This window comes from Nonomuraea guangzhouensis (genome assembly GCF_019396345.1).
Lineage (GTDB): Bacteria > Actinomycetota > Actinomycetes > Streptosporangiales > Streptosporangiaceae > Nonomuraea > Nonomuraea guangzhouensis.
This window is the reverse complement of the sequence record NZ_JAHKRM010000012.1, coordinates 46,078-65,445: the sequence shown is the minus strand read 5'-3', so window position 1 is coordinate 65,445 and position 19,368 is coordinate 46,078. Positions and strand designations below refer to the sequence as shown.

Annotated in this window: 17 protein-coding genes; 8 read left to right on the top strand and 9 right to left on the bottom strand. The window is 67.9% G+C overall.

The features are described from left to right. Positions 1–7: 7 nt before the first annotated feature. Positions 8–2,410 (top strand): ATP-binding protein, encoded by a 2,403-nt coding sequence (locus KME78_RS25075; RefSeq protein WP_219531772.1) that lies wholly within the window; start codon positions 8–10, stop codon positions 2,408–2,410. An 87-nt stretch (positions 2,411–2,497) separates the two neighbouring features. Then, positions 2,498–4,357 (top strand): ABC transporter ATP-binding protein, encoded by a 1,860-nt coding sequence (locus KME78_RS25070; RefSeq protein WP_308127124.1) that lies wholly within the window; start codon positions 2,498–2,500, stop codon positions 4,355–4,357. On the opposite strand, the gene KME78_RS25065 is transcribed toward KME78_RS25070, so the two are convergent. Both KME78_RS25065 and KME78_RS25060 read right to left on the bottom strand, forming a co-directional pair. Then, positions 4,339–5,478: a tetratricopeptide repeat protein gene (locus KME78_RS25065; RefSeq protein WP_219531770.1), complete on the bottom strand. Its 1,140-nt coding sequence runs from the start codon at positions 5,476–5,478 to the stop codon at positions 4,339–4,341. The genes KME78_RS25070 and KME78_RS25065 overlap by 19 nt on opposite strands. Positions 5,479–5,589: 111 nt before the next feature. Then, entirely contained in the window at positions 5,590–5,820 is a 231-nt protein-coding gene (locus KME78_RS25060; RefSeq protein ID WP_219531768.1) for a hypothetical protein, read from the bottom strand. Between KME78_RS25060 and KME78_RS25055 the strand changes: the two genes are divergently transcribed. Beyond that, positions 5,819–6,214 (top strand): hypothetical protein, encoded by a 396-nt coding sequence (locus KME78_RS25055; RefSeq protein ID WP_219531766.1) that lies wholly within the window; start codon positions 5,819–5,821, stop codon positions 6,212–6,214. The genes KME78_RS25060 and KME78_RS25055 overlap by 2 nt on opposite strands. 167 nt (positions 6,215–6,381) lie before the next feature. Next, positions 6,382–7,365 (top strand): MvdC/MvdD family ATP grasp protein, encoded by a 984-nt coding sequence (locus KME78_RS25050; RefSeq protein WP_219531764.1) that lies wholly within the window; start codon positions 6,382–6,384, stop codon positions 7,363–7,365. Here KME78_RS25050 and KME78_RS68050 read toward each other — a convergent pair. The 7 genes from KME78_RS68050 to KME78_RS25015 form a co-directional block, all read right to left on the bottom strand. Continuing rightward, positions 7,261–7,713 (bottom strand): cupin domain-containing protein, encoded by a 453-nt coding sequence (locus KME78_RS68050; protein WP_372454941.1) that lies wholly within the window; start codon positions 7,711–7,713, stop codon positions 7,261–7,263. The genes KME78_RS25050 and KME78_RS68050 overlap by 105 nt on opposite strands. Before the next feature lie 24 nt (positions 7,714–7,737). After that, the gene (locus tag KME78_RS67285; RefSeq protein WP_219531762.1) at positions 7,738–8,610 is read right to left on the bottom strand and encodes a carbohydrate ABC transporter permease; all 873 of its coding nucleotides are present in this window, start codon (positions 8,608–8,610) and stop codon (positions 7,738–7,740) included. Continuing rightward, entirely contained in the window at positions 8,607–9,485 is an 879-nt protein-coding gene (locus KME78_RS25035; RefSeq protein ID WP_219531760.1) for a carbohydrate ABC transporter permease, read from the bottom strand. The genes KME78_RS67285 and KME78_RS25035 overlap by 4 nt, the downstream gene beginning before the upstream one ends. A gap of 14 nt (positions 9,486–9,499) precedes the next feature. Further along, positions 9,500–10,822: an ABC transporter substrate-binding protein gene (locus KME78_RS25030; protein WP_219531758.1), complete on the bottom strand. Its 1,323-nt coding sequence runs from the start codon at positions 10,820–10,822 to the stop codon at positions 9,500–9,502. Between the two features lie 17 nt (positions 10,823–10,839). Next, positions 10,840–12,951, bottom strand: coding sequence for a glycoside hydrolase family 36 protein (locus KME78_RS25025; protein WP_219531756.1), 2,112 nt, complete (start codon positions 12,949–12,951; stop codon positions 10,840–10,842). 510 nt (positions 12,952–13,461) lie between these two features. Next, positions 13,462–15,615: a CBM35 domain-containing protein gene (locus KME78_RS25020; protein ID WP_219531754.1), complete on the bottom strand. Its 2,154-nt coding sequence runs from the start codon at positions 15,613–15,615 to the stop codon at positions 13,462–13,464. Positions 15,616–15,726: 111 nt separating this feature from the next. Continuing rightward, positions 15,727–16,776: a LacI family DNA-binding transcriptional regulator gene (locus KME78_RS25015; protein WP_219531752.1), complete on the bottom strand. Its 1,050-nt coding sequence runs from the start codon at positions 16,774–16,776 to the stop codon at positions 15,727–15,729. 333 nt (positions 16,777–17,109) lie between these two features. Here KME78_RS25015 and KME78_RS25010 point away from each other — a divergent pair, with 333 nt between their 5' ends. The 4 genes from KME78_RS25010 to KME78_RS24995 all read left to right on the top strand — a co-directional run bounded on the left by KME78_RS25010 (position 17,110) and on the right by KME78_RS24995 (position 19,208). After that, entirely contained in the window at positions 17,110–17,421 is a 312-nt protein-coding gene (locus KME78_RS25010; RefSeq protein ID WP_219531750.1) for an STAS domain-containing protein, read from the top strand. Positions 17,422–17,495: 74 nt separating this feature from the next. Next, positions 17,496–17,912, top strand: a complete 417-nt coding sequence (locus KME78_RS25005; RefSeq protein WP_219531748.1) for an ATP-binding protein — start codon at positions 17,496–17,498, stop codon at positions 17,910–17,912. Positions 17,913–17,932: 20 nt separating this feature from the next. Then, positions 17,933–18,643, top strand: coding sequence for an NsdA family TPR-like regulatory protein (locus KME78_RS68530; protein ID WP_504740163.1), 711 nt, complete (start codon positions 17,933–17,935; stop codon positions 18,641–18,643). Positions 18,644–18,683: 40 nt separating this feature from the next. After that, positions 18,684–19,208 carry an NUDIX domain-containing protein gene (locus KME78_RS24995; protein WP_219531744.1) on the top strand — a complete coding sequence of 175 codons (525 nt, stop codon included), beginning with the start codon at positions 18,684–18,686 and terminating at the stop codon, positions 19,206–19,208. Positions 19,209–19,368: the final 160 nt, after the last annotated feature.

Genomic DNA, 19,368 nt, shown 5'->3' with positions numbered 1-19,368 from the left:
CTCATCGGTGACAGACTTTCTCAATGAGCTCGACAGGCGACGGGTCGCCGCCGCCCGGGGAACGGGAAGGGTACGTCTCTCCCTGCGTGATCTGGCCGAGGCCACCAAGGTGCCGCGCAGCAGTCTGGCCAACTATCTGTCGGGGGCCACGCTCATGCCGAGCGATGTCCTGGAAGCGCTGGTGCGGGCGCTCGGTGCGGGAGCGGAGGAGACCCGACGGTGGATCACGGCGTGGGAGCGGGCCGTGGACCAGCGGTCGCATCCGGTCGTGACGAGGCCGTCCCCGCACCTGTTACCTGCCGTGGTGCCCGGATTCTGCGGACGGGCCGATGAGCTCACCGCGCTCGACGGCATCGTGACGACGGCCGGTGCCCAGCCGGTCGCCATGGTCACGATCGTGTTGACCGGGACCGCCGGGGTGGGAAAGACAGCTCTGGCGGTGCACTGGGGGCACCGCGTCGCCGACCGGTTTCCCGACGGTCAGATCTACCTCAATCTGCGCGGTTACGACTTAGCCGAACCGATGTCGGCGGAGGTGGCGTTGGGCATCTTGATCCGCGCCCTCGGCGGGGAGACGATCCCCGCTGACCCTGACGAACGCGGTGCGCTGTATCGCGACGCGCTGGCCGGCAGGCGAATGCTCATCGTGCTGGACAACGCCCGGTCGGCCGAGCAGGTCCGCCCGCTGCTGCCCGGGACAGCCGGGCACGTGGTGGTGGTGACAAGCCGCGACAGCATGAGCGGGCTGGTCGCCCGCGAGGGCGCCCACCGCCTCGTCGTCGACAGGCTGTCGCAGGACGAGGCCGCCGACCTGCTTGGGCGGTTTCTCTCCACGGAGCGTGCCTCGGCTGAGCCGAAGGCATGCGCGGAGCTGAACGTTCTGTGCGCGGGGCTTCCCCTTACCCTGCGCGTGGCGGCCGAGCGGATCGTCCACCACCCGCATGCCACGCTTTCCGCACTCGTCGGCGAGCTGAGGAGCGAAGAGCGTCGTCTGGACCTGCTCGACGCCGGTGGCGACCGGTCCACAGACGCCCGTGTGGTCTTCTCATGGTCGTACCACGCCCTGCCCCCCGCCGCCGCCCGGTTGTTCCGATTACTCGGGCTGGCCCCCGGAGTGGACTTCGACGCCTACTCGGCGGCCAATCTCGCCGACCTGACGCTGGTCGAGGCGCAACGGCTGCTGAGCGTGCTCCATCGCGGCTGCCTGATAGAGGAACCCTACGCGGGCCGATATGCCCTGCACGACCTGCTGCGCGTCTATGCCGGCGAGCAGGTTCGCCGTGAGGACGGCGCACCGCTGCGATCTGCGGCGTTCATCCGATTGCTGGACTGGTATGCCCATACCGTCCACGCGGCCACCGACAAGCTGGAGTGGTTCCGGCCGCCGTTCCTGCCCCCCATCGAGTTCGCGCCGGTCGTCCCGATGCGGCACTTCACCGATGTGACGGACGCGCTGGCCTGGCTGGACGCGGAAAGGGGCAATCTGGTGCCCGCCATCAGGCAGGCCGAAGCAGAGCACAGCGAGGTCCACGCGTGGAGGATCTCCCACGCCCTGGCTCATTACTTCTTCCTTCGTGGTTACGGCGATGAGTGGCTGGAAACCCATCACCTCGCTCTGGGCGCCGCGGTTCGCGCCGATGACGCCCTTGGCGCGGCCGTCACCATGACCAGTCTCGCGGCGGCCCACTCTCGCCGAGGCGACAACCACACGGCTCTGGACTACCGGCGTCAGGCATTGTCGCTCTATCAGCGGATCGGGTTCGGCCACGGTGAGACGGTGGCGCACGTTTACCTCGGTGACGCCTACTTCCACTTGGGCCGGCTTTCGGAGACACAGGACCACTGCCAGCAGGCCCTGGAGCTGTCGCGGGAGAGCAATGACATGTTCGGAGAGGTCCTCGCCCAGTGGGGCCTCGCCAGGGTCTACTCCCGGGAAGGCCGTTACGGCGAAGCGCTGAAATACCAGCACGACCTTCTGGACCTCGCCCGGCAGACAGGGGGGTTGCAGAGCCAGGCGCTCACCGAAGCCGAGCTGGCGACGACCTATCTCCTCATGGGCGACTATGCGCAGGCGCTCACGCACTACGAGCAGGCGCTCGTCGCCAGCCGGCAAGTCGGCGACCGTCCCAGCGAGATCATGTCCCTGACCGGGATCGGCAACGTCCGCGCCCGCACCGGTCACTACCTCCAAGCCGTCTCCCACCACGAGCAGGCGCTCCAGCTCAGTGAACGGCTCTACGCGCCCAACTTGATCTGCCAAGTACTCAACAACCTCGCCGACACCCATCAGGCGACCGGCGATCACCACCCTGCCCGGAGCTACCGTGGCCGGGCGTTGACGCTCGCCGAACAGATCGGCAACGAACGCGAGGCGGCCAGGGCGAAGCGATCGGCCGATGACACGTGGTGAATCCGGCATCGCCTCAGATCCAGCCCGGCGCTGTTCGGGGACGCCGCCTGTCGGCGCCCGTGGCGGGTGTGTACACCGGCAGGATGGGTGGATCTCTATCGCTCTTGCTTCCTGTTCCCGGTGTGGGTTCGGCACATGGATGATCCGATAAGGGACCAAAGAGTCTCGATAAGGGGCCTGGCGACCGTGTTCGGTCTGGCGGTTCGCGCGGGACCGCAGCTGCTTGTCCCCTATGGGCTCGCCGTGGTGAGCCAGGCCGCCATACCCGTGACCGTGGCCTGGCTGACGAAACTCGCCTTGGACAGGGTCGCGGGCGGCGGATCTCTCACGGGAGTGATCGTCGGATTCGCGGTCACCGCTCTGGTCGCCGCGGTGCTGCCAGCCTGTGAGCGTTTCCTGAAGAACGAGCTGGAACGCAGGATCGCGCTTCTGGCCCAGGATCGGCTGTTCGAGGTCGTCGAACGGTTCGTAGGGATCAAGCGCTTTGAGGATCCGCATTTTCTGGACCGCCTCAGCCTGGCCCACCAGTCGGGTGGGATGACTCCGGGCCTGGTCGTCTCCGGTGTGCTGGCGGTCGCCAGGGGGCTGGTAACGGTGACTGGTTTCATCGGCGCTCTAATGGCCGTCAGCCGGTGGCTGGCGGTCGCCGTCCTGGCGGCGGCGATCCCCGCGTTGCTGGCGGAGTGGCAACTGTCACGCAAACGGGCGGCGCTGATGTGGCGGATCGGCCCGCTGGAACGTCGGGAGATCTTTTACCGGCTGTTGCTCACCAGCGTTGAGGCCGCCAAAGAGATCCGGTTGTTCGGCACCGGTTCTTACTTCCGGCACCGCATGTCGGCCGAGCGCAGGAGCGCGGACGCCGAGCGACGGGGAATGGATGTGCGAGAACTGGCCGTCCAAGTGGCCCTGGGTTTCATTTCGGCCGCCGTCACCGTCGCCTGCCTGGGGTGGACGTTGCTCGCCGCCGGACAGGGACGGGTGACAGTAGGTGATGTCGCGTTGCTGGCGGGCGCTGTCGCAGGCGTGCAGGCGACTGTGGTGCTGTTGATCAACGAGCTCATGATGGCCCATCAGCAGCTTCTGGCCTTCTCACATTATCTGGCGGTCACCCGGAGCGTTCCCGATCTTGTCGTGGCGGCACAGCCGCTGAAGGCCGGGCCGTTGCGTACCGGGATCGAGTTTCGCGGCGTGTGGTTTCGATATTCGCCGGACCATCCGTGGGCTTTGAAGGACCTGAGCTTTACCATTCCGGCTGGCATGTCCGTTGCCCTCATCGGTCGCAATGGGGCCGGTAAGAGCACTTTGGTCAAACTGCTGTGCAGACTGTACGACCCGGATCGCGGAACGATTCTCTGGGACGGCATCGATGTGCGAGATCTGGATCCGGCCTCGCTTCGCCGGCGCATCGGGACGGTGTTTCAAGATTATATGCAGTATGACCTCACCGCCGCCGAGAACATCGGGATCGGTGACCTGGGAAGCGACCGGCAGGCGATCGAGCGGGCCGCGGCGCGAGCCGGCGTCCACGAAAGGCTGGCGAGCCTGCCGAGCGGCTATGACACTCCGCTCACCCGCATCTTCTTCGGTCTTTCCGATGGCGATGGGGACGGGGTGGTCTTGTCCGGCGGGCAGTGGCAGCGGCTGGCTCTGGCTCGTGCGCTGCTGCGAGACCAGGCAGACCTGCTTGTGCTGGACGAACCGAGTTCCGGCCTCGACGCTGTGGCGGAAGTCGAGATCCACACCGCACTGCGTACCCACCGGTCGGGCCTGACCAGCCTGCTGATCTCCCATCGGCTCAGCGCTGTCCGCGACGCCGACCTGTTGATAGTGCTGGAGGAGGGCGAAGTGGTCGAGCGGGGAGATCACTCGAGTCTGCTGGCGGCCAAAGGGGTTTATGCGCGCCTGTTCACATTGCAGGCCAACGGTTATCAGGATTCGTCTTCGTGATAACCGTCACCGAAGACCAACGGGAGAATCTGCTCAGATCCCGCCTGCTGCAGGTTCTGCTGAAATGCCGTCCTGCCGACCAGTTCAGCCTGCCTCCGCAACCAGAAAAGGTCTTCTTTGATCGGCAGGCCCAGCTGCCTCGACATTTCCAGGCCGATTGTCCCGCTGGCCGTCGCAGCGTCAATACGGCCGCTCAGCGTGAAAATAGCCGAAAGCTGGCGATGACCTGTGGCCATACTCGGTAAGTCGCCGAGATGCTCGAAGATTTCCAGCGCACGCGTCGTGCAGTCGGTCGCCTTACTGTGATTACCGAGAACCAAGTGGATCATGCCGAGTTCGTGGAGGACTCTGGCCACCGCACTCCGATCCCCGACCTCGTCGAAGATGTCCAGAGCTTGTTGGAAGTGATCACTGAGCCGTCTATGGTCATCGGCGGCGTAGCCGATCAGACCGAGGTTGTGGTGGAGGGTGGCCACGCTGCGCCGGTCGCCATCAGGGCCGAGCACGTCGAGAGCAGCGCGCAGGTGGCCTGCGGCCGCCCCCAGGTCGCCCGCGTTCTGTGCCAGGCTGCCGAGCCGGCGGCGGCCGACGACGATGTTCCTGGGCTCGCCGAGTTGCTCGAAGAGCATAAGGGCTTGTCTCGCGTGATCGGCCGCCTCCCGGTGGTTGCCGAGACCTTCGTGGATCATGCTCAACTCGTGAAGGTTCGTTGCCATGCCTTGCAGATCACCGATCTCGCGGAAAAGGATGTGAGATCGGCGGATGTGCTGAAGGGCTCCGGGGAAGTCTCCGAGCGTCTCCAGAATCATTGAGAGCTGGTGGTGGCATCTCGCGATTCCGCGTACGTCAGCCTCTGCGGAGAAGCGTTTCAGGGCTTGGTTGTAGAGGACCTGCGCGGTCAGCTGATCCTTTCTGTTCTGCGCGATCAGGCCCAGACGCCACAGCCACTCGGCCTGTCCTTTGGGGTCTGTCGAGCCTGCCAGTTCGAGCCCCGTACGGCAGAGCTCCTCTTCGGAGTCGAGTTCCGCTCCAGAGTGACTTTCGGTATAGAGAATTTCTATAGCCGACAACGATGATTTATCGCCCGGCAGGCAGGAGTTCGCGTCTTGCCGATCGTTCATTACATTCCTTCCCGGTTCGCTCTGTCGAGGGTGTTCGTACGGTTGTTTCGGTCCACTCGTCTCGGTGCGGGAACCACCCTAATCGGCGACTAAGTTGTCGCACCGGGCCGTTCATAGCGGCGGACGATGCCAGACGTGCTTCGGCCAGGCCCGTCCAGACTTGTCCAGGTTTGTCCGGAAGTTCACGAACTCGACATCCGAATTGAGATCATAGGTTGCGGCACCGGTGTTCCGTCCATAGAAAATGATCATCCTAGGGTGGCGGCAAAGAGGGCCGCCGGTAAACGAATCGGTCGAATAATCGGCAGGCGTCTCAGACGCCAACCAGAAAGGAATGGTCATGGCCTTCGACCTTGTGGTGCAGGAAAAAAGCGCCAGGGCTCTCTACCAGCCACCGTTCAGGCTGGGGCGTTCCCTGTTGGAGCTCGACAGGCTCTACTCTCTCGAAGACATCGCCCGCCAGCGTCACGCGTTCGCGATGATGCCGGACGAGACAAAGCCGTTCGGGTATGAGTTCCAGACCATCGTGGATCCCGAAGAATCGATGACCGTGGAGTCGGCGATCCTGAGCGGGGCGAGAGAATATCGCTACGATCCGTACGCCCAGATCTGGGCGACGTCGCACTTCGGCATCAACATGGGAGGGATCGCCATCAGAACTCCGCACTTGACGGCCACCTGCCCGACGACCGGCCCAGACTCCCATTTCGACAACCCGATCGACGCGAATTGCTAGAAGCGTGAACCGATAGGCCCAATTCGTCGTATCCGCGATCATTTGAATTGCGGATACGACGCAGCAATTGGGGATGAACTATTGCGCTTTCGGGAGCAGCATGCCCGGGGCTTCTTGTCGCTTACCAGTAAAAGAGCATCCAACGGTTGCAAAGGGGATTTGCGAACATGACCGCGTCCACCGTCCTTATCCTTACCGAAGAGTTCGATCTGACCGCGGACTGCGTTGTCAAGGTATTGAACGAGATGGCCGTGCGGGTCTTTCGTTACGACACCAGCTACTTTCCGGCGGACTCCACCCTCTCGTATGAGAGTGCTCCGATCGGCTGGGCGACCGTGCTCACCGACAACAAGTACGATCAACGGTCCGTGGATCTCGAGAATGTCACCTCTATCTGGTACCGGAGGCCGACGGCGTTCAGGCCAGACGGTTCACTGTCTGCGACCCATCGGGAATTCGTGATGCGCGAGTCCGCCCATGCCTTTGGCGGTGTACTTCTGGGCATACCGGCACTGTGGGTGAACCGGCCCGATCTGGAGGCGCGCGCCGACTACAAGCCGCTGCAGTTGCGACTGGCGCATCAAATCGGTCTGCTCATTCCGGAGACCCTGATCACCAACGAGCCCGGTAAGGTCCGCTCGTTCTATGACAAGTTCGACGGGTCGATCATCTACAAGGCGCTCGGGAGCGGTCTGATCGAGGAGCCCGGGGGGTGGCCGGGTGGACTGCTGACAACCAGGATGATCTCATTGAGCGACGAACTTCTCGCCCGCGTGCGGTATGCGCCATGCATATTTCAGAAGTACGTCGACAAAGCATTCGACCTGCGAGTGACCATTATCGGGTCCTCGATCACTTCCGTGCGAATCGACACCGGCCCGGTTTCCGCCACGGACTGGCGCGGGCAGATCGAAGGCGAGATCGGCTACAGCGGGTATGATCTTCCCGGTGACATAGCCGATAGGCTCCTCACGCTCATGAACCTACTTGGTCTCGAGTACGGAGCGGTCGACATGGCCGTAACCAATGATCTTGAGCATTACTTCCTAGAGGTCAATCCGTCCGGACAGTTCGCGTGGCTGGACGACGAGGTCCCGGGCATCCAGCTCTCCGAACGGATGGCGAAGTACCTCAGCGCCGGGCGGGGATGACGGACGTTCCGATCGACGGCGAGCGATCCGCTGCCTCCGCCGTCGGGCGCTTTCCCGGCGGAGTTGCGCCTGACGGAGCTTCAAGACATCTGGCTGCGTAGCCGACCTTGTGCGGTACCAAACGGGGGCGTGCCGCTGCGGGCGGTCGAACCAGGCGCGCAACGTGGTGACGAGCATCAGGTCCAGCAGGCGGTTGACCGCCGCCCGCTGGCCCGGCCTGTCCCCTACCACTTCCGCCGCCACCAAGGTGACCAGGGGAAAACAACATTCGTCGTCGGCGATGACGAGGATGTCCGGTAAGGCGTCGCCCGTTTTGTGAAGGAGGCGGCCACCGCCGGAGCGTGGCAGGGCTGATCTCGTAGCCCTCTGCAGTCACTTCACCGCGCCCCCGGTGATCCCGGAGATGATCTTCCGCTGCGCCACGGCGAAGACGACCAGCAGCGGCAGGCTCATCAGGATGATGTAGGCGAAGATCAAGTGCCAGTTGTTGAGGTAGAGCCCGGCGTTGGCCACCTGGAAGAGGTTCAGGGGCAACGTGTCCATCCGTCCGCCGATGACGAAGAACGCGTAGAAGACGTCGTTCCACACGTACAGGCAGATGAGGATCGTGGCGGTGGCGAGCACCGGGCGCAACATCGGCAGGATGACCGAGACGAACACCCGCACCGGGCCTGCGCCGTCCATGCGCGCGGCCTCCTCGATCGACAGCGGCACCGTACGCACGAAGCCCGTGACGAAGAAGACGACGGTCGACAGGTAGATGCCGACGTACACGCCGATCATGCCGGTGAGGGTCCCGGCCAGGCCGAGCTGGCGCAGCAGCAGCACGATCGTCACCACGGCGGGTGGCAGCACGATGCCGCTGATGGCCAGCGCGTACAGGACGGCGGTGAGCCGGCTCGCCCGGCGGGCCAGGATCCACGCCGCCATGGAGCCGAACGTCAGCACCAGGGCGACGGCCGGCACCACGATCAGCACGCTGCCGAGGAACGCCGCCGGGATGTCGCCCTGGGTCCACACCTGGGCGAGGTTCTCCCAGAGCCGCCAGCGCGACGGGAGCGACAGGTCCGGCGAGAGCGCCTCGGCCTGCGACTTGGCCGCCGTCGAGACGATCAGCCACAGCGGCACGCCCATGACGGTGACGACGAGCGCGACGACGGCGAACGGCCGCAGCCGCGCCGCCAGGCCGGTCGCCCGGGGCGGCCGGACCCGGCGGCTCCGGACGCCGTACGCGGGGATGGTCACAGGATCTCCTCTCGCTTGCGCAGGGTCCGGATGACGGGGAAGGCCAGCAGCCCGACCAGCAGGAACAGCACCAGGCTCATGGTCGTGGCCTGCGCGAACAGGCCCTGACCGAAGGTGCGGTAGATGAAGATGTTGAGGATCTCGGTGCTGCGCGCCGGCCCGCCCCCGGTGGTGGCCTGGACGATGTCGAAGCCGTTCATCGAGCCGAGCAGCGCGGTGGCCACGTTGAAGGTCACCGCGGGCGCGAGCAAGGGGAAGCGGATCGACCAGAACGCCTGCCAGGGCGAGGCGCCGTCCATCCTGGCCGCCTCGGTGATGTCCTCCGGTACGGTTTTCAGCCCTGCCAGGTAGATGAGCATGGACAGCCCCATCCATTTCCAGGCGTGGATGACCGAGGCCACGACCAGCGTCCAGGTGGTGTCGCCGAGCCAGGCGATGCTGACCGGGTGGCCGAGCAGGCCGCCGAGCAGGCCGTTCAGGCTGCCGTGGGGTTTCAGCAGCGCCTGGAAGACGTAGCCGACCGCCAGGGCCGACATCAGCACCGGGATGAGGAAGAACAGCCGCGCGACCCGGTTCAGCCAGGTGTCGCGCTCCAGCAGCACGGCCAGGCCGAACCCGAAGAGGTTCTGGAACAACGCCACCAGGACGGCGTACACGACCGTGATGCGCAGCGCGGCGAACAGCGTGCCGTCCGACAGCAGGTCGGTGAAGTTGTCCAGCCCCACCGGGCGGATCTCGCTCTTGAAGCTGGACCAGTCGGTGAAGGCGTAGATGAAGTTGAACAGGGTCGGCAGGAAGAAGAAGACGAACAGGATCGCGAAGGCCGGGCCGAGGAACCACATCGGATGCGTACGGCGCGCGCTGGTGTCGGTCATGTGGTCAGGACCCGTCAGAACCCGGAGGCGCCGGCAGCCTTCGCGAGCTGGGCGAACTGCTTCTGGGTCGCGGCGGCCACCTGCTCGGGCGTCAGGCTGCCGGTGATCATGTCGGCCAGGTTGAGGTACAGGTCGGGGTTGGCCACGGCGAGCGCCTGCATCGACCCGACCGCGTCACCGAGCGACTTGTGCACGTCGAGCAGCGCCTGCGGCACCCCGGCCGGGCTGGGCACGTCGGCGCGCAGCGAGACGGTCTTCCGGTCGGCGATGAAGCTCTGGTAGCCGGGGCCCATCCAGTACGACAGCAGCTGCCGGGCCGCCGCCTCGCGCTTGGCGTCGCCGGTCCTGAAGACCACCAGCGCGTTGCTCTGGTCGGGGATGAACGTGCCGACGTTGCCGGACGGCGAGATGGGGGAGAACCCGATCTTCTTGTCCAGCGTCGCGGTGTCGGCCTTGGCCTGGAGCTGGCCGAAGAACGAGTTCACCTGGACGGCCATCGCCGCCTTCCCGGACAGCAGCGCCGCGCCCTGGTCCTCGAACGTCGCCGTCTTGATGTCGGAGTTGAACAGGCCCTCGCCGATCAGCGCCTTGTACTTCTTGATCGCGTCCAGGATGGTCTTGTCGGAGAAGGTCTCCTTGCCGGTGTTGACCCGGTCCCACAGGCCGTCGCGGGCGGCGTCGGCGAGCTGCACCTGCACCCACCACTGGGTGGCCCACTTGTCGCCGGCCATCTCGAAGAACGGGGTGACGCCCTTGCCCTTGAGCTTGCGGGCGATCTCCACCATCTCGTCGAAGTTCTTGGGCGGCGCGGTGACGCCGTTGGCGGCGAAGACCTCCTTGTTGTAGTAGACGCCTTCGACGGCCGGGCTGGTGACGAGGGCGGCGTAGCGGGTCTTGTCCAGCAGGCCGGTGATGTCGCGCAGCTCGGGCGTCATCGAAGCGATCCAGGGGGCGCCGTCCAGCGGCTGCAGGTTGGTCCTGGCGTTCAGCGCGGTGAGCATGGACGCGGTCGGCTGCCAGAAGGCCAGGTCGGGCTTGTCGCCGGTGGCCACCTTGGTCTGCACGCCCTGCTCGTACGGGTCCGGGATGGTGACGACGTCGACCTTGGCGCCGGTGGCCTTCGTGAACCCGTCGATGACCTGCTTGGGCACGGTGTTGCTGTTCTGCGCGGCCCAGATGGTGAGCGTGGTGCCGTCGAGCTTGCCGGTGGGCGCGGCCCAGGCGGCGGGCTGCCCGCTCCCCGCCGGGGTGGCGGCCGGTCCGGAGGCCGGGTCGCTGCAGGCGGTGAGGGCCAGGAACGCGGTGGCGGCCGCGGCCGTGATCGCGGTGATTTTCACGGTGTGCTTCCTTTTGTTCATCGGGGGGTGACTTTCAGGATTCGGGCGGTCGGTCCGGTGATGGCGCTGGTCACGGACAGCTCGGCGGTCAACGGATCCCAGGAGTGCCCCCAGCCTTCCGCGTACCCCGGGTAGACGGTCTCGATCCGCAGCGGGCGCCCGGCCAGGTGCGGCAGGGACAGGACCGCGGTCTCGGCGGCGCCGGGGCGGCGCCACAGTCCGAGATGGGTGGTGTCCCCGGCGCGCAGGCCGAGGGCGAGCCAGGGGTCGTCCCAGCCGGGCAGGCCGAGCGGCCAGCACGGGGCCGCGCGCACCAGGTCGGCGCGCAGGTCGCGGTGCGCGCGCACGCCCGCCCGCACCAGGTCGAGCTGGGCGGCGCTCATGGCGTGCAGGTTGCCGGACAGGTAGAGCCGCCCCAGTATGCCGGTGCACATGGTGAAGACGAGCTCCTCGTCCGTCATCTCCGGTTGCGGGTACGCCCAGCTCGCGGCCTGTTCCGGCAGCATGGACAGCGGCGCGGACACGGCTATCGGCGGGTAGCGGAGGAAGTCCTGCTGGTCGCTGGTCGACTGCAGGTTCAGCCGCGACAGCAGCGCGTAGTCCATGCGCATCGCGCCCGAGGAGCAGTTCTCCAGGACGAGCCCGGGGTGCCGGTCCAGAACGCCGTCCAGCCAGGCGAGGTGGGCCCGGTTGCAGGCCAGCAGCCCGGCGCCCGCGCTGTCGGCGTCCCGGTCGGTGCCGACGCCCGGGTTGATGTTGTAGTCGAGCTTGAAGTAGCCGACGCCGAGCTCCTCCACCAGCCGGTCCACCACCTGGTCCAGGTGCGCGACGGCCGCGGGGTGGCGCAGGTCCAGGTGGTGGCGGCCGTGCTCGGTCAGGCGGTGGCCGCCGCGCTGGAGGAACGCCTCCGGGGGCAGTTTGTCCGCCATCGGGCTGCGTACGCCGATCACCTCGGGCTCCAGCCACAGCCCCGGTGTCAGGCCGCGCTCCCTGATGTGATCGAGCACTTCCTGGATGCCGCCGGGGAAGCGGGTCCGGGACGGCTCCCACTCGCCGACGCTGTCCCACCAGGCGCCGTCGTCGTCGTACCAGCCGGCGTCGATGCAGAAGATCTCGGCCCCGGCCGCGGCGGCGGCGTCCACCAGCGGCAGCAGCTTGGCCGTCGTCGGGTCGCCCATCAGGGTGTTCATGTAGTCGTTGAAGACGACCGGCAGCGTCGACCTGTCGGGGTGCGGGCGCAGCAGCGCGCGGCGGTGCGCGGTGAGCGCGGCGACGGCACGCTCCAGGCCGTCGCCGTCGCCGTCGGCTTCGGCGGAGACCGCGACTGAGACCGGCACGGTGGTGAAGGACTCCCCCGCTGCCAGGGTCTGGCTCCACTGGTGGTCGGCGTCGGTCGGGCCGGTGGCCACAACGTACACGCCGTCCAGCCGCTCGCCGGTCTCCCAGCCCCAGGCGCCGTTGTGCTCGATCTGCCACAGCCAGGTCTGGCCGGTACGCCGGTCGGCCAGGCCACCCATCGGCACGTGCCGCCCGCTGGACCAGGTGCCGGAGCTGCTCAGCGCGTACCGGCCGCGCCCGTGCTGGCCGTGCGCGGCCAGGTTGAGGTCGGCGATGTGGTCGCCGAGCGGCCGCCTGCTCCACCTGCTCTCACCCAGCCACTCGCTGTCGGCGGACAGGACGTCCAGCTCGCTCACGGGACGGCCGAGGAACCCGGCGGCGAAGGAGGACACGGCGAGCAGCAGCACCGGGTCGGTGCCCTGGTTGGTCACCTTGACCTGGATCTGACAGGCGGCGACCCCGTCGAACGAGCGCAGCGTCACCTCGGCCGCCAGCCCGGACACCTCGTCTTTGAGCGCGATCCGCAGCGTGTGCCAGCCGCCGTCGCGGCCCTGCTCGGCACCCGCGTACCGCAACCGGCAGCCGACGGCCGTCTCCGACAGGCGCTGGGACGCCTTGGCCCGGCCCTCGCCGGGGATCAGCACTTCGACCAGCGGCTGCGACAACCTTCGCGGCTGCTCGCCGGGCGGGCCCAGCCGTTGCAGGGCCACCGGCCGGTCCGGGTGGATCTCCACCACCGCCGCCAGGGCGTCATGTCCCCAGCGCAGGGTCTTGACCACGTCGACAGGCATCAAGGAATCTCCTTCGGGTGTGCGGGTGTCCGCAGGGCGGGCATAGAGGTCGGCCGCGATCTGCGGGGATCTTCAGGGGGACCGGGAGATCCGATCCCGGGGATCGGACGGGGGTTTGGTCAGGAGGTCTGGCTTTTGGGGTCGGTCCCGAGGTCGGTCCCGAGAGGCGGGGTCCTGGGGCCGGTCCCGAGAGGCGGTCCGGGAAGTCCGGCCTCGGGGGTCTGGCCTGCAGGTCCGGTCCGGGGCACCGGTCCCGAGGGCGCAGTCCAGGGGATCCGGGTCCCGGGCGCCGGTCCCGGGAGTCCGGAGGCCAAGAGGTCCGGGGGTCACGTGGGTCGGAGGTCGGGCGGGTCGGGGGCCAGCGGACCTGGCGGGTCCGGCGAGTCCGCCAGGTCAGGCAGGTCCGTCAGGTCGAGCAGGCCGGGCGGGCCGAGGTCGGGCGGGTCGGGTTGGGGCCGGCGGATCTGGCGGGTCGATCATTCGCGGCGCTTTGGGCGCGGGCGGGGTGGGTCAGCCGAGTGCCGCGGCGATCTGGATTCGGTCGACGTCGGGGCCGTACGCGGTGGTGTTGCCGAATTCGATCGTGTTGGCGCCGGCCCTGAGGTCGGCGGTCATCACGGTGGTGCGGAAGTTCGACCAGCCCAGCGTGTTGCGGAAGTAGACCCGGGTGGCCGCCCCGCCGTTGACGCTGACGTCGGCGTAGCGGTCCACGATGTTGGAGTTGTAGTTGGTCGCGCCCTCCCCCAGCTCCCCGTTGGCGTACGTGATCACCACGCGGTAGCGCCCGGCGGCCGGAGCGTTGACGCCGGTGAAACGTAAGATGTTGGCGGCGCCCTTGCCGATGTAGCCGACGTACGAGCCGCCGGACGCGGCGCTGTTGGCGCCGATCACGGCCGTGCCGCCACGGACGTTGGCGCCGCTCTCGGCCTCGTAGGCGGTGATGGTGCCGGTGGTGGCCGTCACGTCCAGATAGTCGAGGTTGACGGCGTCGCGGTCGTCGGTGGTGAAGGCGTGCACGCCGATCCGGTTGACGCCCGCCTGCAGGAACACCTTGGTCGTCACCGTGTTCCAGGTGTTCCAGTCGGCGGTGCCCGGCAGGGTGAGGTCGGTCAGCGCGCTGCCGTTGAGCACCAGGCGGGCGGCCCGGTTCTGCGGCGCGCCGGTGTACGGGCCCGCCGAGTAACGCAGGCCCAGGTTGTAGTAGCCGTCACCGGGCGCGGTCACCACGAACGTGGTCGCGGCGGTGCTGCTGCCGCCGTAGCCCTCGGAGAAGGAGGTGCCGGAGTAGCCGGTGTTGGGGCCGTAAGTGACGCGGGCGGTCCCGCCGAGCGCCGCGTACTCGGCCTGGTAGCGGGTGGCCGGGCCGGCGGGCGTCAGGTCGGTGTTCGGGGTGACAATGAGCTGGTACGCGGCGGCGCCGTTCAGGCCGGTGAGCGGGACGGTGATCTGGCCGCCCGAGACGGTGTAGTCGCCCTCGTGGATCAGGGCCGGGCCCGGGGAGGCGTTGAGGCCGGTGCTGTTCACCCCCCAGACCGTCACGTGGACCGAGCCGCCGAGGTAGGAGGCCGCACCCATGTTCTTGACCACGACGTCGGTGGAGTAGGTGTCGGTCACGTTGAGGGAGCCGCCGAAGATCACCCGGGCCTGCTTCCTGGCCGGGTCCAGGGCGGCCAGCCCTTGGAGGGAGCCGTTCCTGGTGGGCGGGGTGACGGTGACCGTGTGGCCGCTCAGCTCGCCGTACCACTTGTAGAGCCACCAGCCGCCGGTCGCCTGGCTGTTCCTGGTCACCAGGTCGTTGAGCGCTCCGGCCGTGGTCCAGTAGGCCAGGCAGGCGTCCACCTTGCTGTTCTCGAACCGGGTCACGTACTGGACCAGGTTCCCGGGCACGCCGAGGTCGCCGGAGAAGCGGGCGTACTCGTTGATCGCGATCGGCCGGGGGCTGATGCCGAGGCTCGTCTCGATGGCCCGGTAGTCGGCGTGGTGGTCGTACCAGCTGGTGAAGAAGTCGTTGCCGAGCTCGTGCCAGGTGGTGACGTCGGGCAGCACGTTGTTGGTCTTGGCGTAGGTGAAGAACGTGCGGTAGTCGGCCGCGCGGTAGGAGGCGAAGTTCGGGCCGGCGATGCGCGCGGCGGGGTCGATCGAGCGGATCTTCTGGTAGACGCGCTTCCAGGCGTCGAGCAGGCCGTTGAGGTTGCCCTGGTACCAGATCTGGTCGGGCTCGTTGAACGGCACGTACACGTACGACGTCCGGTAGGGGTCCGCGACGATCTTGCGGGCCATCGTGTCGACCTTGGCCAGGTAGTCGTCGATGCCGAGGTTCTCGTACGGCCATTCGCGGTAGATGTCCTGCATGTAGACCTGGATGTCACGGCCGCCGGCGCGCTTGAACATGGGCGCGACCTGGAGCGCGTCGCCGTTGGGGTGCTGGAGGCCGTCGGGCGCCTTCTGCGCGGTGACCTGGGGCTTGAGCGCCGCCAGCATGGTGTCGGTGGGGATCCCGTCGTTTCCCAGGCCGTACAGGAAGCCGGTCGCGCCGTACTTCAGCGGGCCCGTGTCCGTGGCGAGGTCGACGACGAGGGCAGGGGACGCGGCCCGCGCGGGGACGGCGGCGCAGAGCAGCGTGCAGACGATGGTCGTGACACCCAGGAGCCGGAGCGATGTCAACGGGAGTACCTCCTGCCGGGAGAGGGGCGGTCATGTGACCGGTCACATGGAGTGTGAGCGGTCACATGCCGTGAACGGAAGGGTCCTTTGCCGGATTGTTACGTGCCGATTTCAGGCGTGGCGTGGCGGGGCGGTGGATTCGCGCACGATGAGGCGGGGCGGGGTGAGTTCGGGCTCCGGTTGCGGCTGCCCGGTCAGCTCGGCCACCGCCGCCAGGAAGCACGCCCGGCCCAGCCCGACGAAGTCCATCCGCACGGTGGTCAGCGCGGGGATCCAGAACGCCGAACCGGGGATGTCGTCGAACCCGACGATGCTCACGTCACCGGGCACGTCCCTGCCCGCGTCGTAGAGGGCGCGGCGCACCCCCTGGGCGATGTCGTCGTTGCCACACAGCACCGCCGTGACGTCCGGATCACCGGCCAGCCGCTGCCCGGCCAGGTAGGCGGCGCGGATGTCCCAGCCGGAGCCGATCACCTCGGGGATCTCGGCGCCCGCCCGCGACAGCGCGTCGCACCAGCCGGCCTGCCTGCCGCTGGAGCGCCCCTCGGACGGGATCGCCACATGGTGTACGGTCCGGTGGCCCAGCGCCAGCAGGTGCTCGGTGGCGTCGGCGGCGGCCCGCCGCTCGTCCAGCGCGATCGCGACCCTGCCCGTGTCGGGCGCCACCGGCTCGGTCGCGGCGATCGCCGGGATGTCCGGCGGCAGCGCCCCCAGCACCGCGGTGCCCGCCGGGTCGAACGCGATGATGATCAGTCCGCCCGCGCTCGGGTCGCTCACGTAGTCGACGGTCTGCTTGACCTCGGCGAGCGAGTCCGACTCCACGACCCTGACGCCCACGGCCAGGCCCTCGGTCCGCGCGGCCTCCTCGATGCCCTGCAGCGTGGACGCGTAGCCGTACAGCATGGTGTTGGCGGTCACCACGGTGATGCCGGGAGCGCGCCCGAGACCGAGCGCCCGCGCGGCCCGGTTGGGGCGGAACCCCAGCGTCTCGATGGCCGCGAGCACCGCGGCCCTGGTGTCGGGGCGCACCCGGGGCGAGTCGTTGAGCACCCGCGAAACGGTCTGGTACGAGACGCCCGCCGCGGCCGCGACGTCGCGGATGCTGGGCACGGCCCCTTTGCGGGCGCCGGAGCGCGGCTCACGCCGGGGGCTGAAACTCACGATCACATGGTAAGCCGCCCCGAACCACACCTCCGCCGGGCTCGGCCCGTCGGGAATCGTCCGCCGAACGGCGACTCCGCCGCCCACGGATCGCCTGCCGGACGGCCCCACAGCCGACCCGGCTCGCCCGCCCGCGGATCCGCAGCCGGACGGACGGCGCCTGTGAACAGGTCGCTGAGAACCGTCCGGTGGGTGGCGTGGCGGGCGAGCCGGTGATAGATACCCGTATATACCGGGACAATGGTTCGTGCGAGCAGCCGGCCATACCCGACCGGCGGGCCGGAGTGCGTCACGGGGTGAGCCCGCCGTGCTCGGCAGAGGAAGGACATGTGCATGGACGTGGTGTCGGTCGGCACCGTAACCGATGGTCTGCTGGAGGTGGTGCTGCGCGGGGACATCGACTTCACCAACGCGGCCTGGGTGCGGAAGACCGTGGCCTCCGCCGTGATCGACGAGCGTCCTTCCGTGGTGCGGATCGAGATGGGCGAGGTGGCCTTCCTCGACTCCTCCGGGATCGGCGTGCTGGTGGACGCGATGAAGGCGTCCACCGAGGTCGGCGCGGCCTTCAGCGTGGGGCATCCCACTCCCCGGGTGTTCGACCAACTGCGCATAACGGGGCTGCTCACCGCGTTCGGCCTGGGCTGAGGGCGGCTGAGTGCCACTGTGGCCTCTGCCCTGCGGCACCATCCCGCCCGGCGCCGCTCCGGAGGAACGCGCCGATGAGTGAGCCCGACGAAGCCCCGAAGCTGGAGTACGACTTCGACTTCGGCACGCTCGTCATGCTGCGGCGACTGGTGAACCGGTACGCGGCGCGACATGGGCTCGCCGGGCCGGACCTGTACCGGTTCGTGGTCGCGGTCAACGAGATCACCACCAACGCGGTGCGTCACGGCGGCGGGGGCGGGCGGTTGAGCCTGTGGCAGGCCGACGGCCGGCTCTACTGCCGGGTCACCGACAGCGGACCCGGCCTGCCTCGGCCGTACGAGCACGGCCATCGTCCCGTGCCGCCGGGCAGCAGTAGCGGCCGGGGGCTGTGGCTGGCCCGGCAGTGGGTCAACCGCCTGACCATCGAGAGCGACTCCAACGGCACCAGCGTCACCCTGGAGGCCGCCGCGCCGCAGCCGGACCACCGCTGAGCAAGATCCTTTAGCGATGCGTGGTGGGGCTTGGTGAAGATAATCATCGGGGGCGGGGACGGCCTGGCCGTGCGTCGATCCAGCGGTCGGTCAGGGCTCGTGTGCGGTGGTCAAGACAGAGGCGCCAGCAAAACCGCGCATCGGGCGCAGGCGCGCCGAGAGGTCAGTGCGAACGGCAGAGACCAGCCGCAGATCGGCAGGGGGCGGCTCTGCGGGGAGCGCGCGGCCACCTGAGTCCTGCTCTCTCGACAGACCTGCACATTCTCCAGGCGAAGGCATACGCCCGCGCCGGCGATCGAGCGAACTGCCACGCACACATGCGCCTGTCGGAGGCCACGGCAGGGCAGATCCGACACGGAGCGGAGCCTCCGGAGACCGGCTACGTACAACCGGGCCTGCTCGAGTGCCAACACGCGGAAACCCGGCGGCGGCTCGGGGACCTGGCGCCTGCTCAGGAGTACGCGGAGGAAGCTCTGCGTCTGGCGGGCACATGCCATTTGAGAGGCCAGGCTCACCGGCAGGCCACTCTCGCCTTGATCCTGGCCGAGCGCGGAGAGCTCGAACAGGCCGCTTCCACAGCGGAAAGCATGCTCGACCGCACCGAAGGCATGGAGTCCGAGCGCCTTGCCGAGCGCATCGAGTCCGTGACAACCGCGCTGAGCGCCTACGAGACGCAGCCGGTCAAGGCGTTCGTCGCTCGCGCGAGGCAGCAGGCGGGTATCCCCTTGTAACGTGGTGCCGGTCCAGGCATCCACCCAGGGGAGCAGCCGCATGCGCTGGCAGGTCCACTCGGAAGACCCGCTCTACACCGACCGCTGGCTCGACGTCCGCGTGGCCGATGTAGAACTGCCGGACGGACGGCATCTCGATCATCGGCTCATCCGCACCGCGCCCGGAGCCGGTGCAGTCGTCACTGACGAGCAGAACCGGGTGCTGCTGATCTGGCGGCATCGCTTCATCACCGACACCTGGGGCTGGGAGATCCCGATCGGCAAGATCGAGGAGGGCGAGAAGCCGATCGCAGCCGCCGCCCGCGAAGTCGAAGAGGAGACCGGCTGGCGGCCCGGCCCCCTGCGGCCGCTGCTGTACACCCAGCCGACCAACGGCATCTCCGACTCCGCGCACCACATCTTCCGCGCCGACAGCGCCCAGCACATCGGGCCGCCCACCGAGGCATGGGAGGCCGAGCGCATCGAGTGGGTGCCACTCACCGACATCCGCCGCCTGATCGACAAGCGCGACCTCGTCAGCGGAACCAGCATGAACGCCCTGCTCTACGTCCTCACGGAGGCATAGCGGCTCACGGCCGTGGTGCCGCAGACCCTCAAACCGCTTCGTGTATTTGAGCCAGCACGGTAAGCGATGGATAGTGATCTCCGTGGCGCCCGGCTCCCGGCCTGGACGACCGCGCCCCTGCCACAAGGCGATCGGTGGCAGGGGCGCTTTCCGGTCGAAT

What these genes read in the sequence shown, in the direction of transcription:
- KME78_RS25010 (WP_219531750.1), top strand. Translation starts at nt 17,110, where the DNA reads ATGGACGTGGTGTCGGTCGGCACCGTAACCGATGGTCTGCTGGAGGTG.
- KME78_RS24995 (WP_219531744.1), top strand. Translation starts at nt 18,684, where the DNA reads ATGCGCTGGCAGGTCCACTCGGAAGACCCGCTCTACACCGACCGCTGG.
- KME78_RS25025 (WP_219531756.1), bottom strand. Translation starts at nt 12,951, where the DNA reads ATGCCTGTCGACGTGGTCAAGACCCTGCGCTGGGGACATGACGCCCTG.
- KME78_RS25050 (WP_219531764.1), top strand. Translation starts at nt 6,382, where the DNA reads ATGACCGCGTCCACCGTCCTTATCCTTACCGAAGAGTTCGATCTGACC.
- KME78_RS25060 (WP_219531768.1), bottom strand. Translation starts at nt 5,820, where the DNA reads ATGACCATTCCTTTCTGGTTGGCGTCTGAGACGCCTGCCGATTATTCG.
- KME78_RS25055 (WP_219531766.1), top strand. Translation starts at nt 5,819, where the DNA reads ATGGCCTTCGACCTTGTGGTGCAGGAAAAAAGCGCCAGGGCTCTCTAC.
- KME78_RS25065 (WP_219531770.1), bottom strand. Translation starts at nt 5,478, where the DNA reads ATGAACGATCGGCAAGACGCGAACTCCTGCCTGCCGGGCGATAAATCA.
- KME78_RS25005 (WP_219531748.1), top strand. Translation starts at nt 17,496, where the DNA reads ATGAGTGAGCCCGACGAAGCCCCGAAGCTGGAGTACGACTTCGACTTC.
- KME78_RS25035 (WP_219531760.1), bottom strand. Translation starts at nt 9,485, where the DNA reads ATGACCGACACCAGCGCGCGCCGTACGCATCCGATGTGGTTCCTCGGC.